The sequence below is a fragment of the Pyrolobus fumarii 1A genome, assembly GCF_000223395.1.
Taxonomy (GTDB): domain Archaea; phylum Thermoproteota; class Thermoprotei_A; order Sulfolobales; family Pyrodictiaceae; genus Pyrolobus; species Pyrolobus fumarii.
On record NC_015931.1, the window covers coordinates 1,207,220 to 1,219,913 of the forward strand.

General features: G+C 54.5%; 15 protein-coding genes. 5 read left to right on the forward strand and 10 right to left on the reverse strand.

All coding sequences use genetic code 11. From position 1 onward, the window contains the following. Positions 1-111: 111 nt before the first annotated feature. Positions 112-2,835 carry a tRNA(Met) cytidine acetyltransferase TmcA gene (locus PYRFU_RS06370; protein WP_014026838.1) on the forward strand — a complete coding sequence of 908 codons (2,724 nt, stop codon included), beginning with the start codon at positions 112-114 and terminating at the stop codon, positions 2,833-2,835. Positions 2,836-2,842: 7 nt separating this feature from the next. On the opposite strand, the gene PYRFU_RS06375 is transcribed toward PYRFU_RS06370, so the two are convergent. Continuing rightward, a complete protein-coding gene (locus tag PYRFU_RS06375) occupies positions 2,843-3,601 on the reverse strand; it encodes an ERCC4 domain-containing protein (protein ID WP_014026839.1) in 759 nt (252 codons plus the stop codon). A gap of 38 nt (positions 3,602-3,639) precedes the next feature. Continuing rightward, entirely contained in the window at positions 3,640-3,882 is a 243-nt protein-coding gene (locus PYRFU_RS06380) for a hypothetical protein (RefSeq protein ID WP_014026840.1), read from the reverse strand. A gap of 117 nt (positions 3,883-3,999) precedes the next feature. Here PYRFU_RS06380 and PYRFU_RS06385 point away from each other — a divergent pair, with 117 nt between their 5' ends. Genes PYRFU_RS06385 through PYRFU_RS10525 form a run of 3 tightly spaced genes read left to right on the forward strand, consistent with a single transcriptional unit; the run spans position 4,000 to position 5,828 of the window. Next, the gene (locus PYRFU_RS06385) at positions 4,000-4,956 is read left to right on the forward strand and encodes a GHMP family kinase ATP-binding protein (protein WP_014026841.1); all 957 of its coding nucleotides are present in this window, start codon (positions 4,000-4,002) and stop codon (positions 4,954-4,956) included. A 1-nt stretch (position 4,957) separates the two neighbouring features. Then, positions 4,958-5,635, forward strand: coding sequence for a tRNA(Phe) 7-((3-amino-3-carboxypropyl)-4-demethylwyosine(37)-N(4))-methyltransferase (locus tag PYRFU_RS06390; RefSeq protein ID WP_014026842.1), 678 nt, complete (start codon positions 4,958-4,960; stop codon positions 5,633-5,635). A gap of 31 nt (positions 5,636-5,666) precedes the next feature. Further along, positions 5,667-5,828, forward strand: coding sequence for a hypothetical protein (locus tag PYRFU_RS10525; protein ID WP_014026843.1), 162 nt, complete (start codon positions 5,667-5,669; stop codon positions 5,826-5,828). A 131-nt stretch (positions 5,829-5,959) separates the two neighbouring features. On the opposite strand, the gene PYRFU_RS06395 is transcribed toward PYRFU_RS10525, so the two are convergent. Then, positions 5,960-6,592 carry a hypothetical protein gene (locus tag PYRFU_RS06395; RefSeq protein WP_167827874.1) on the reverse strand — a complete coding sequence of 211 codons (633 nt, stop codon included), beginning with the start codon at positions 6,590-6,592 and terminating at the stop codon, positions 5,960-5,962. Then, complete coding sequence (locus tag PYRFU_RS06400) at positions 6,492-7,067, reverse strand: metal-dependent transcriptional regulator (RefSeq protein ID WP_014026845.1); 576 nt, start codon at positions 7,065-7,067, stop codon at positions 6,492-6,494. The genes PYRFU_RS06395 and PYRFU_RS06400 overlap by 101 nt, the downstream gene beginning before the upstream one ends. Before the next feature lie 142 nt (positions 7,068-7,209). On the opposite strand from PYRFU_RS06400, the gene PYRFU_RS06405 reads away from it, so the two are divergent. Next, positions 7,210-8,094, forward strand: coding sequence for a hypothetical protein (locus tag PYRFU_RS06405; protein ID WP_014026846.1), 885 nt, complete (start codon positions 7,210-7,212; stop codon positions 8,092-8,094). Here PYRFU_RS06405 and PYRFU_RS06410 read toward each other — a convergent pair. Genes PYRFU_RS06410 through PYRFU_RS06435 form a run of 6 tightly spaced genes read right to left on the reverse strand, consistent with a single transcriptional unit; the run spans position 8,067 to position 12,578 of the window. Next, on the reverse strand, positions 8,067-9,218 hold the full coding sequence (locus PYRFU_RS06410) for a citrate/2-methylcitrate synthase (RefSeq protein ID WP_014026847.1): 1,152 nt from the start codon (positions 9,216-9,218) through the stop codon (positions 8,067-8,069). The two genes, PYRFU_RS06405 and PYRFU_RS06410, sit on opposite strands and share 28 nt — an antisense overlap. A 15-nt stretch (positions 9,219-9,233) precedes the next feature. Then, positions 9,234-9,941, reverse strand: a complete 708-nt coding sequence (locus PYRFU_RS06415) for a VTT domain-containing protein (protein ID WP_167827875.1) — start codon at positions 9,939-9,941, stop codon at positions 9,234-9,236. 55 nt (positions 9,942-9,996) lie between these two features. Then, complete coding sequence (ribC, locus tag PYRFU_RS06420; RefSeq protein WP_014026849.1) at positions 9,997-10,464, reverse strand: riboflavin synthase; 468 nt, start codon at positions 10,462-10,464, stop codon at positions 9,997-9,999. A 3-nt stretch (positions 10,465-10,467) separates the two neighbouring features. Continuing rightward, on the reverse strand, positions 10,468-11,163 hold the full coding sequence (locus PYRFU_RS06425) for a 3,4-dihydroxy-2-butanone-4-phosphate synthase (protein ID WP_014026850.1): 696 nt from the start codon (positions 11,161-11,163) through the stop codon (positions 10,468-10,470). 9 nt (positions 11,164-11,172) lie between these two features. Beyond that, positions 11,173-11,802, reverse strand: coding sequence for a phosphate signaling complex PhoU family protein (locus tag PYRFU_RS06430; protein WP_014026851.1), 630 nt, complete (start codon positions 11,800-11,802; stop codon positions 11,173-11,175). 2 nt (positions 11,803-11,804) lie between these two features. Then, positions 11,805-12,578, reverse strand: coding sequence for a phosphate ABC transporter ATP-binding protein (locus PYRFU_RS06435; protein WP_048192588.1), 774 nt, complete (start codon positions 12,576-12,578; stop codon positions 11,805-11,807). Positions 12,579-12,694 lie beyond the last annotated feature (116 nt).

Below are 12,694 nucleotides of genomic sequence, written 5' to 3' on the forward strand. Positions count from 1 at the left end.
TTGTGCTCGCCTTATCCTTCTATGTTGTGTTTTTCTAGTGAGTGGTAGGGGTGATTAGGAGGCGTTTCGTAAGTCGCTTGGAGAGTTAGGGAGTGAAGGGAGGGTAGTGGCTTGACTGAGGTAATAACTGACGTCGAGAAGCTTTCGAAAAGGGATATTGAGGAGATAGCTAGGCGCGTAGTTCGCAACCTTGGCGAGTACATTCCGGCAAGTTATCAGAGGTTGTTGAGGAAGCTGGGCAAAGCTATCGAGGCAGGTATACGTGCTAATCACCGCAGGCTTCTCGTGATAAGTGGTGAGGATCCTGTTCTAGTTGGCGCTCTTGCAGCCAGAGCGATGCTATTCTATGAAAGAGTGTATAGGAGGATTCGTGGCCGCGAAGAACTGCCAGTGCTTTACGTCTTCCACGACGAGTTTAATGATGCAAAGCTCCGCAAGGAGATAGTCAAGAGAGCTCTGAAGGAACGCGGCGCGATGATAACGCCTAGGATAGCTAGGTACGAGGAGAGCGAGCAATACCTAGGCACCACATTCCGCGGCCTCATACTGGATCTTGTCAACGACCTAAAGCCTAATGATGTTGGTCGTCTTGTCGGCGTTGTAGAGGGAGGAGGCCTCATCATCTTCCTGGTGCCATCGTGGGACAAGTGGGACAAATGGATGACCTTATTCAAGCGCAACCTTGTTGTACCCGGTTTCCCCGAGCCAAGACACATATTCATAAAGTGGTTCAAGAGGAAGTTAATGCAGCATCAAGGAATATTCATTTACGATGCTGATGAGCGACGCGCCATAAAGATTGACGAAGCCTCGTTGAAGCCTCCGAGCGAGCAATACGAACGTAGGATAAGGTTCCCGAAGAAGACAAGGTTACCAGAGGACATCTATAGACTTGCGCTGACACAGGATCAGGTTAACGTGATTCATCTTGTTGAGAAGCATCTAGTGGACAAGCCAAAGGGTAGGAGGAAGAAGGTCCTCGTTATAACAGCTGATCGTGGTCGTGGCAAGTCATGCGCCGTCGGTATAGGCCTTGTAGGCGTGGCCTATCTAATACGCAAACAGAAAGGCAAGAGGAGGGTACGCATCATAGTAACTGCGCCCAGCCTTAGCAACATCCAGTCGTTCTTCCAGCTGGCTGTGAAGGCTGCAGAAGAGCTGCGTTTGAAACCTCGCGTTGTGAAACGCTCTGGGATGATACTCGAGCTTCACGGCGAAGGCTTTAGCATTGAGTACTGGGAGCCCATACACGTACCGAAACTCAAAGCGGATATCGTGGCTGTCGACGAGGCTAGTGGTATACACGTGCCGCTACTACATGCCATCTGGAGGGCTCACAAGAGGCTCGTCTTTGCTACGACGATCCACGGGTATGAGGGAGCGGGTAGAGGCTTCTCGGTCCGCTTCATGTCAGCAATAAAGCGCGATCCAAACACCGAGCTAGTGATCTATGAGATGCACGAGCCGATACGCTATGCCAAGAACGACCCAATTGAAAAGTGGCTATTTGACGCGTTGCTGCTAGATGCGGAGCCCGCCGAGCTAGACCGGGAGGACATCCGGGCTATCGAGGAGGGTAGGCTAGAGTACCTCAAATTGGACCCCGAGTGGCTCTTCAGTGAAGAGGGCGAGCAGACATTACGCCAACTCTTTGGAATATATGTGCTCGCGCACTATCGTAACGAGCCAGACGATCTAGCAATTCTCGCCGATGCACCACACCACATAATACGTGCCATGGCAACACCGAGCGGCAAGATCGTGTGCGCGGTTCAAATCGCACAGGAGGGTGGATTAGACGACGAGCTTATCGAGGATCTCTTGCGCGGTGGTAAGATAGCGGGTAATATCATACCCGATCGTGTGCTAAAACATCTGCGTCTATGGGAGTTTGGGCGGAAACGCGGCTGGAGGATAGTGAGGATAGCGACACACCCAGAGGTGCAGGGTAGAGGCATAGGCTCAAGGATGCTTGAGGAGATATACGAGGAGGCCAAGGAGAGGGGTCTTGACTGGGTTGGGAGCGGGTTCGGCGTCAACGAGCAACTGCTACGCTTCTGGTTGAAAAATGGCTTCGTGCCGGTTCACATGTCGCCAGATAGGAACCCTGTAAGCGGCGAGTACACGACGCTAGTCCTTAAGCCGATAGCCGAGGATGTGAAGGAAATGGTAAGGATAGCGAACCGAGAGTTCCGGAGGAAGCTCCTCGAGAGCCTCCACGATACCTACCGCGACCTCGAACTCGAGGTCGCAAGGATGATGCTGGAGGGTGATGGGTCGCCAATACTGCCGGGCTACAAGCCGATGCTTACACCGATCCAGGTAGACCGCCTCTGGATATACGCGTATGGCCCGATGACGTTCGAGGCAGCCAACGATATCATGCATGAGCTTGCACGTGCTTATTGGCTGCAGGGTAGAGATGAGAGGCCAAAACTCAGTGAGAAGGAAGAGTTACTCCTCATAGCCAAGGCGCTGCAGGGTAAGAGTTGGGAGAAGGTTGCTGAAGAGCTGGGCTGGAAGGTGTACAAGGTTCTCACCACGATGAAGGAAATTGCGAGGAAGCTGCTCAAGCACTACTATGGGCTTGGCCCCGACTCGCCAGTCGGCCTACATGCAGACAAGATTACAGCATTGGAGGTTACGCCAGAAGTGCTACTAAGGCAGCCAGAGACGGGACTCTACGGTAGAGTCGAAAAGAGCCTCGTGGCAACGAAGCCGGTAGAGGCTAGCGAGGAGAGTGAACACGAAGAGGAGAGGGTGAGAACCCTCGAGGAGATAGCACGCGCGGCAAAGAGCGAGGAAGACGAGGAGGACGAAGAGTCTCCGATTTGACCTTACCTCAGCTCTTCTGTGTGTGAAGCACGTTAGGCTTTGATGAGCTGGAGGTTGACTCTCCACGCCATGGCGTATTGAATATCGCGTATATCTCTCGCGCTCTCTTCTCGCCTATACCCTCTACTCTCATCAACTCCGCTATGCTCGCATTCGCAACTGCCTTCAACGTCCCAAAGTGCTCTAGTAGCCTCCTAGCCAGCCTAGGGCCTATGATGCTCTCCGCAACGTAGAGGATGCGCTCGTTTATGCCCATAGGCTTCTTCTCCACCCTCAGCCTTACAACCTTCTTCTCTTCAACGCGACCCAGAGCCTTAGCTTTAGCAGCAAGCCACGCCGCGGTAGCCTGCTTGTGAGGCGTAGGTAGCACGGGAATACCCCAGTCTAGTAGAATCTCGTCAAGGATTCGAAGGACTGCTGCCATGTTCCATTTTCTCCTCTTCTCGGCGATGCCCAGCCAACCCTCAAGGATTATGATGGGCTGCGCTCCATCCTCCTCGGCAGCCTCCTTTAGCAGCTTAGCCTGCTCCCAGACTCGATTATCGCGTATACTATTGAGGAAGTCGTTCACAGTCTTCCTCTCGACAAGCAGGGGCTTCTTACCCTCCGGGGCTAGGAGGTAGTAGTCGCCGGCGTTAAGCGCTATACGGGCAACTCGCAACCCACTCCTCACGAGGTGCTCGAGTATATCCTTGTTCTTCGAAGCCTCCCTAGTGTCAACCACGATATCCACGGGCGCGAGCAGCTTCTCCGAGAGTATTGGCATTACCAGCCCTAGGTCTAGCTATGCATAGTGTCACCGGTTTAGACCCGTGCCCTGCAAGCACTGTCCCTAACCCACAACGTGAACCTCCTCCACGAGTAGAGCCACACCATAAACACCAATGCCGCTATCGAGAGGCGCGCCACACTCGCTACTACATCTCCGCCTCTAACCCCGCTAGCCAAGATACCAACCAGGATTATGATGAGTATGAGGCCCAACGCGCCATACAAGACTAGCAAGAGCGGCACTAGGATGGCTCTTAGTAAGCGGGGCCTCCGCACGCTCGTGCCTCGTCACCCCGGCACCTCAGTGTAGGTGGACGGCTCTTCAACGGCCCCGTAGGGCCCTAGTTTAAGACTCGGGGGTTGGTTTGCTCTTCGCTGGGGAGGGATTGGCTAGTGCGAGTGCGGATAGAGACTGGCGCTAGGCTACACTTCGGCTTCTATAACCTGATGCCAGTCAGGCGCTTATGGGGCAGTATAGGTCTGGCGGTCGACGGAGTCGGATACGACATTGTCATCGAGGAGGGTGGCAACGGTATAGTTGTTGAGGGTTGCCAGCGCGCAAGGTTTCATCGTATATTGCTGGAGGCTCTCGAGAGGCTAAGACTAGGTGATATGAGCATCAAGCTAGTTGCACGCAAGTGTATACCCGAGCATCGCGGGCTAGGCTCAACGACACAAGCCAAGCTGGCGGTATACGCTGGTCTCGCGCGACTAGCCAGCCTCGATATTGACGTGTATAAGCTTGCCGAGCTGGCGGGCCGTGGAAAGGTATCGGGTGTTGGTATAGCTGCATTCGCATACGGGGGTTTCATCATAGACACGGGTAGGAGGGTAGGCGTAGAGACCGGCGTTCCCAAGCCTATGATGCGTATTGAGCTGCCGGAAAAATGGAGGATAGTCTACCTGACACCCATGACAAGCTGGAGGGTGGCTGAGGAGGGCGAGGTTGTATTCCAGGGATCGATAGACCCCACCTTGCACTGTACGCTTCTCGAGACTGTCTTTACCTGGCTTGCACCGGCGGCGGTAGAGAAGGACTTTGAGAGTTTCACAGCAGCGCTTGAGGAGATCGAGAGAATCATGGGGATGTACTTCTCTAAGGCGCAGGAGGGCGCCTATTGCTGTAGGGAGACGGCTGCAGCCGCCGAGGAGCTGCGCAGAGCCGGTGGTAGGGGCGTGGGCCAGTCTAGTTGGGGTCCGACAGTCTACGCCTTCTTCCCGGACGAGGAGTCAGCTAGAACGGCTCTCAACCAGGCTGCCTCACGGCTAGAGCAGCGAGGCATACGCCTAGAGTACTATGGAGTGTTGAAGCCACGTAACCGCGGCGCTGTTGTGACGCTGGAGGGGTAGCATGGAGACGCCCGATGAGAAGCTATGGTTGGATAGGAAGATTAGGAGCTGGGAGAGGCTGTGGGAGGATCTCGAGATAGGCTATCTTGATCGCGATATAATCGACATTCTTGTCGAGTTCTTTCTCCGCCCTAAGAGCTTTACAACGAGTAGCTGTAGCGGCCGCATAGTCGTCATGGATGCCGAGTACCCGTGGGATAAGGAGGAGACGATGATAATATTCAAGAAGCACGAGCCAGTGACTGTTGATGAGATAATCGAGGTGGTAGAGAGGCCTCTTGCATATAGACCTTGGCTGAGCGTACAAGGCCCAATCATACACGTGGAGACACTCGATATAGATGAGGCGTTCGAAGTGCTAGAGATAGCTAGGAGAGCTGGCTTCAAACACAGCGGCATACTCGCATCAACAAAGAAGGGTATACTCGTGGAGCTAAGAACCGGTATACGTGTAAACATCCCTCTAGGCTCGCGGGACAACCTCTGGGTTGATAAGGAGAGACTGAGAGACATCATAAGCCTCGCTAATAATGCACTAAGACAAGCGAAGGACAGACTTGCAAGACTCCGCGACGAGCTAAGGAAGGCTAGGCCAGCCAGCCTATGGAGCCCGCCTAGCATACCCCCTGCAGCCCAGCACTATCTCAAACTGCTCGGCGTGTCACCAGCCGTTAAATAATGCAGAGCACGAGCCCACCCTGGGGGCGCGTATGGCTGGCGGGAGGCCGTGCCCAGTCTGCGGCCGCGGAATGTTTAGGAGAAAAGCGCTACTAGAGCACATCAAGACCTCCCATGGCTGGTACTTCAAGGAGTTCATTGAGCCGAAGGGCAAGGGACGTGGCGGCGGCAAGAAGAAGAAGGAGCGTGAGTAACGCCCGCCACGCTACAACAGTTTTACACTACATGTTATGCACGTTGCTGTATCCGCAATGGTTGCCCATGTAGTCCAAAACAGATTTTGCGTACCGTTTACTAGCGTGCATAGATCGGCTCAGTTGACAAGCTAGTGGACCACTAGGTTGCCAAGTGATTGCCACCTGGCTTTGACCATGAGAACTCCTAGTTGTTTCACCCTATAGTCGGGAGGCAACCTATGCCCATGAGCAGCGTAGACTTTGGCAACGTATCCCTCCCATCCTTGGTATGCCGGCAGCCTCTCGGCGAGACTCATAGGCGGATCTGTAAGGACATCAGCATCCTCGAAGCGGTAGGGTACGTATCTTAGACCATATATGTCCGCTGCATCTGCAGCTTTCTCAGGCGGCAGTATTCTAACCCTGCCGTCCTCCACGATGCCAATATCGAGAACCACTGCATCGTAGTCGCGTTTATGCTTCCTATGATACCCGTTGGGCGTCAACCTCCTACCATACACCTCGAGGAACACTGCAAAACCGTCTCTCATCATCTCGTAGACCTGCTCTGCAACACCGGCCATGAACAGCGCTGCTTTTAGCCATCGGGGCGCTGGCTCGCCAAGCACGTTGTACAGCTTACCGCCAATAGCGGCAACCAGGTAGCCGTCAAACTTGGGCTCAAGGACCACTGGGCCTCTTAGTGTTACGCGGCGACGGCGCAGCAGCGAGGCATACTGGGCTGGGACAAGCACTGGATACAACCTTGTCTTCACGCTCAATGCGCCCCTCGCGCCTATGGGGGCAGTCGGGGGGCCATACCCTCTTCTCAACATAATAACGGAAGTGGCGAAGGAAGCGTGGCAAGTCGCCTGGACAGTTCTCGACAAACTCTATGAACAGGGTTATGAGGCGTAGGCTCTCATCGCTTATGCCATGCTCTATGTAACAAGCGTCTCTCTCGGCGATATCCTCCGGCACACCAAGCATCATCAAGAACTTCTTGATAGCCAGGTGTCTCTTGTAGACCTCCTCGGCTACCCTGCGTCCTAAGGGTGTTAGGCTGACCCCAGAGTGCTTCTTGTAGTCCACGAGCCCCTTCTTAGCCAGCTTCTCGAGGAACTCTACGACAGTCGGGGGTTTGACGCCTAGACGTTCAGCAAGGTCCTTGACGCGAATCTTACCCTTGCTCTTCTCGAGGAAAAGCATAGCCTCGAGATACTCTTCCTCCCTCCTGTTCAGCTTAAGCTGCTGCAATTGGGGGCTCGGTGCTCGGCTGGACTCAGCACGTGTCTCAGCATAATCCACGGCTCCTCACTGCCCTTGTAGGCGAACCTAACAACACACCAGTTTAAACCCTTGACCATCGGCTGCTGTGCAGAAGCGTAGGGGCAGCAACTTGCCGTCCACCAAGCAACAAGTGGAGAGTGAGAGCAGGGGGAACACGCGGAGCCCGCATGGCGTGTTGTGGGGGACGCTTGGGTCTCTGCTCCGTCTTTACGGCATAACGGTCATGGCGGTACTACTCGACGTGCCTGGCTACATTGCCTCGATACTCGAGGGTCTTGCCGAAACGGCGCGTACAGCTGGGCTACAAGCAGTCGAGACAGAGCTAAGCAACATGATGTTGAAGATGATTTTCCTGTTGGCAGCCATGCCGTTAACAATAGTTCTGCTTGTGACTGGCATTGCGGCTTGGTTCGCGGGAGGCTCTCTCATCGAGAAGGGTTGGAAGAGGCTGACCGGGGCGTGGAGCAAGAGAGCTCGTTACGCGCTACTCGCTTTCAACATTATGGGTACGCTTCTCTGGGTGCTAGGCGTCCTAGTGATAATCTATCCACTCATCTCGGTCTACTTGGGCACCAATAGTAGCTACATAACCGCTGTCATACAAGTGGCTAGGAACATCAAAGCCGCCCTACTAGCATTCATATTATCCGCGTTGACCCCCGTTGCTGCAAGCATAATACATGCGACGCAGGCGTGGGGTCGCGGCGGCAAGATAGCATCATTCCTGCTGCTCATAGGTGGGCTGATCTACGCTGCTAATGCCGTAATAGTGTACATGGCCTGGCGGGAGTTTGCAACAAGGGTGTTGCACTTCATCCCAGTAGGGACGGCTAGCATAACACCTGATGCGCTTGCAGCTATACTAGACGGGTTGGCAGAAGTAGCGAAAGTATTCACGACATACCTCCGGATAGCGATGGTTACCTATGCTGTCTGGGTTGTTGGCTTCCTAGCCGCCTGGTGGGACTACTGGCGGGCTTCTAAGGGCAAGTAGGGGAGGTTTAACGGGCCAGTGTAGAGCGCCCTTGGACGTATCAGCCTGTTCCTAGCCACATACTCTGCTACGTGCGCTACCCATCCTACGATCCTTGCAACTGCAAAGACACCAGTGTAGTACCTTGGTTTAATGCCGAGGGCGTAGAGGAGGACGGAGGCCCAGAAGTCAACGTTCGGGTATATGTTCTTCCTAGCCAGCCTCTTGAGGGCCGCATTCTCGACAGCAACTGCCGTCTCGTAGAGACGACGGGCTTCACCACCAACAGCATTAGCTATGATTGAGGCTACCTTCTTGAGTATCAAGCTGCGCGGATCGTACGTCTTGTACACGCGGTGACCGAACCCCATTAGCCTCTTACCACTCGACAATACGTTCTCGACGTACTTCTCGGCGTTTTCGGGGTCGCCAATCTCCAGGAGCATCTTTGCAACTTCTTCGAGCGCACCGCCATGGAGCGGGCCCTTGAGCGTCGCTAGCGCAGCATCAATAGCGCTATAGATGTCGGTTAGAGTGGAGGCTGCGACCATAGCAGCGAAGGTTGAGGCTGGCAGCTCGTGATCCGCGTAGAGGATGAGTAGTGTGTTAAACGCGTCTCTCTCCGGCAGGCTAGGCTCTCTACCCGTTAGCGCATAGAGCGTGTAAGCCGCGTGACTATCCAGCTCGAATTTCTCGCTCGGCAGCTCCCTACCCTCCTCAAGAGCGGCTATGATGCCCAGTAAGCGCGGTGCCGCGCCAACAAGACCAGTACCGGCCTCTATAACGGGCTTCGCGTCTACCTGTTTTGATGTGAGCATTCTCGGTTTGCCGTCACCATACCACCCGTAGAGAAGCGTGACGAGAACCCTCATCTTGTCGAGCACATGGAGGTTCTGCGGAAGCTTCTCAGCGACCTCAATTACATGCTCGGGTATCCTGCGGGCGGCGATAAGCCTCGAACGGAACTCTTCGAGCTCCTCACGGTTTGGAAGCTTACCATGTATCAAGAGGTAAGCGACTTCTTCGAAGGTTGCTTTCCTGGCAAGCTCGTCAACAGCATATCCTCTATACCATAGCCTACCCTTCTCGCCATCCACATACGATATCCTAGTCTCTGCGACGTAAACACCATCCAGGCCACGCACAATGCTCAAGGCTCACTACGCACCTCTCTTCCCAGAACCCCTCCTAACCGGTAGGAGAGCCCTGCCAGTTTCCTCTAATAACACCACCATCGCAGGGATAATACCCTCTTCCATAGCGCGAGTTACACGCATCCAGTCAATCCTAGCGATAACGTATGTCACTATAAAGCTCAGTACTAGCAAAGCCAGGATGAATTGCGCGTTGAAGCCTCCCTCCGCGCCGGTCATACTGGCGAGTATGTCTCCCGTCATGACGGCGAGCGCCGTGATGACTATCTTGCCTAGAGCGACTGCTATGAAGAAGAGCGTGATGCTATACCCGGCTATGCCTAGCGGTATGTAGAGTATGTCGTCGGGGAGGGGGAGGGCCGCGAAGAGGAAGATAGCGAGAAACCCCCATTTCTTAATGAGCTTGGCGAAATACTCCATGTTCTCCCTTACATGCTCGGGGAGCACTGCATGCGCCGCACGCCCCATGGTGAACACTATAAGCTTTCCAATCGCCGCGCCGAGACCAGCAAAGACTATCACGAGCGCCTTTACGAGCGGGTCGCTGTATTCGGGCGCGGTTAGCGCTATCCACACGAGATACGGGACTGTGGTGTAGGGTATCGCATTGCCAAGCAGCGATACTATAAAGGCACCAAGCCATGGTACGCTGGAATAAGCCTCCCAGAGCCCCTTCACAAGCTCCTCGATCAAGCCCCCTCCACTCTCGGGCAACCAGCCTAACTGATAGCCAATAATAGCGATAATAGCCGATAAGGAAGCCAGAGCCTCACTCTATTGGCCCTACATCTGGTCTGCCCTGCCTCAAACCCTTACCTGCCCATGGCGTTAGAGCCTCAGGGCCTTCAAGCAGGAGCATCATAAGGTTGCGTGCATGTTTTCTAGCACGGTCTATTGCTATCTGGCGAAGCTCCTCGGGGCTAGAAGCCTCGTCCTCGTGTACAGTAACGTCTATCACATGCCTGCGCGTCTTTAGCTGCACAAGTATAAGCCCCATACTGGCGACTACATAGCTTAGCTTATCGGTTAGACTAGACCCAACCCAGCCTAATGTTATCACGCCATCGCATCCGAACTCCTCTATGAGCCTCAGGGCAGCAACCGGAAGATCCTTTATGCCTGGCACAGTGTATCTCACGATCTCCGCATTGGGATCTATCTCCTGGATAGCCTCAATTGCATACCTGGCCATGTCAACACGCGCAAATGTAGTATCAGCGACGCCGACCCTAACCAAGGCTTAGCGCCTCGCGTTTCTCCACTCCCACCAGGCCTCGATAATCTCGTCGCCAGTCACGAGAGGGATACCGGTTAGCCTGCTGAACCTCTCTGCCTCATCCAAACCCATCGACTCGCCATGATCGCTAAGCATCTCTGCAAAGACTACGCTCGGGCTAAGACCGGCCATCTCAGCCAGGGCGACAGACAACTCCGTGTGGCCCCTCCTCTGCTCCAAGCCCCTAGAGCCGAGAAGAGCAACATGACCTGGCACTACGAACTCGTCCTGGAAGAACTTGACTGCTTTCTCGTCACCCTCTATGAGCAGCTGAGTTAGCCTGTGGAGAGCTGCTATCGTCTTGGCGCGATCCACATCACTGATACCCGTCTTTACGCTACGGTGGTTAACCCAGAGTACGAAAGCAGGCGGGTCTCCATATGAGAGCCTCCTCTCGGCCAGAGGTGCTAATGAGGGAACCTTCGCCAGCGCCTCGTGGAGGAACGGAATGCCAAGCTTCTTCAACAAGTCGTAGCGAGTAGCGTAGCAGATCAAGCCTCCCGCAACGCGCCTTAGGAGACTGACCTCTCTCCACGTGACACTAGATGCGTGGAAAACCAGGTCTACCTCCTCTTCTCTACCCCACCCGTCAAAGACCATTACGGGCTCTCCGCGCTTCAATGCCCGGATGGCGACCTCTACGCGGCTCACTCTAGACATGCTGGCACCCTACACGTACTCTCTGAGACCCTTAACAGCGTATACGGTTTCCGAGGCTATGTAGGTGAGGTGGTCAGCTATCCTCTCCAGATGCCTCAGTATGAGCGCCTCGGCTGCAGTACAACGATCTATCGTGTCACTCTTGAGCCTCGTCAAGCCAGCTATGTAAGCCTCGTCTATTCCGGCATCCAACTGCATGACCTTCCTTGCAGCTTTCTCGTCAAGCTCTAGTATGGCTTTCCTGGCGAGGCTCATCATCTCAAGTATCTGATCCCAAGTTTCACACGCAAGCCCCATCTCACACCCGTTGCACTCCAGTATCCTTACCGTCCTAGCAATCTCGAAAGTGTAGCGCGTCACGCGATAGAAGTCATAGCTCGCATTAACAAGGGCTTGCAGCAAGCGTAGGTCGGCAGCCACAGGCTGGAACCTCGCGATGACCTCCGTGGCAAGGTCATGCACCTCGGTTTTGAGGCGGAAAGCGTCCCTCGAGAAGCCGCGCAGCTTCTCCAGGTCACCCTCGCTACACTGTCTTATACAATTTCGAGCGTATCTGAGAGACTCGTCGGCAACAGAAGCAAGGCTACCAATAAGACCCTTGAGCTCTTCGAGGGCGAGGTCTATTAGGCGCTTAGGCACGGCTAAAACGCCCCCGTTAGGAACTTCTCTGTAAGCTCGTGCTTAGGTCTTGTGAAGACCTCTTTCGTCGGCCCCGCCTCGACAAGCTCACCCTTATAGATGAAGGCGACGTAGTCAGCCACCCTTGCAGCCTGCCTAGGCGAGTGTGTCACGATGATAATGGTTACCTCTTTCTTCAGCTCGGCTATCAACTCCTCTATCTTGGACGTTGCTATGGGGTCCAGATTTGCCGTCGGCTCATCCATGAGCAGTATCCTGGGTTTTAGCGCTAGAGCCCTGGCTATGCACAGCCTCTGCTGCTGGCCGCCAGATAGCTTCGAGGCCGGCTCGTGAAGCCTATCCTTGACCTCATCCCACAACGCTGCCTTCTCTAGAGCCCAACGCACTATCTCGTCAAGCTCCTTCTTCGACCTATACATCTTGTGAATCCTTGGCCCCAGCGCCACATTCTCGTATATACTCATGTGGGGGAAGGGATTGGGCATCTGGAATACCATGCCAACAAGCCTTCTGACCTCAATAGGGTCTATGCCCTCAGCGTAGATGTCTACACCCAGGACGCGTATGCTTCCCTCTACACGCGCCCCGGGGACAAAGTCGAGCATACGGTTGATGCTACGCAGCAGCGTCGACTTGCCGCTACCACTCGGCCCCATTATCGCAAATACCGTGTTCCTCGGTATCTTCAAGGTGACGTTCTTGACCACCTTTTTACCGCCATAGTAGATGCTCACCTTCTCTAGCTCTACCGCATAGGTGCTATCTAGGCGCCACATGCTCTTCTGTCTCGAGCGCCCTACGAGGAGGGATACCGGCAATCCATCACCTCCTCTTGCCCAAGCCGAGAGTGGTGGCGCTACGACCTTGCTTCAAGCCCGCGTGAACCCCACGC

What these genes read in the sequence shown, in the direction of transcription:
- PYRFU_RS06435 (WP_048192588.1), bottom strand. Translation starts at nt 12,578, where the DNA reads ATGTGGCGCCTAGATAGCACCTATGCGGTAGAGCTAGAGAAGGTGAGC.
- PYRFU_RS06375 (WP_014026839.1), bottom strand. Translation starts at nt 3,601, where the DNA reads ATGCCAATACTCTCGGAGAAGCTGCTCGCGCCCGTGGATATCGTGGTT.
- PYRFU_RS06425 (WP_014026850.1), bottom strand. Translation starts at nt 11,163, where the DNA reads ATGTCTAGAGTGAGCCGCGTAGAGGTCGCCATCCGGGCATTGAAGCGC.
- PYRFU_RS06390 (WP_014026842.1), top strand. Translation starts at nt 4,958, where the DNA reads ATGGAGACGCCCGATGAGAAGCTATGGTTGGATAGGAAGATTAGGAGC.
- PYRFU_RS10525 (WP_014026843.1), top strand. Translation starts at nt 5,667, where the DNA reads ATGGCTGGCGGGAGGCCGTGCCCAGTCTGCGGCCGCGGAATGTTTAGG.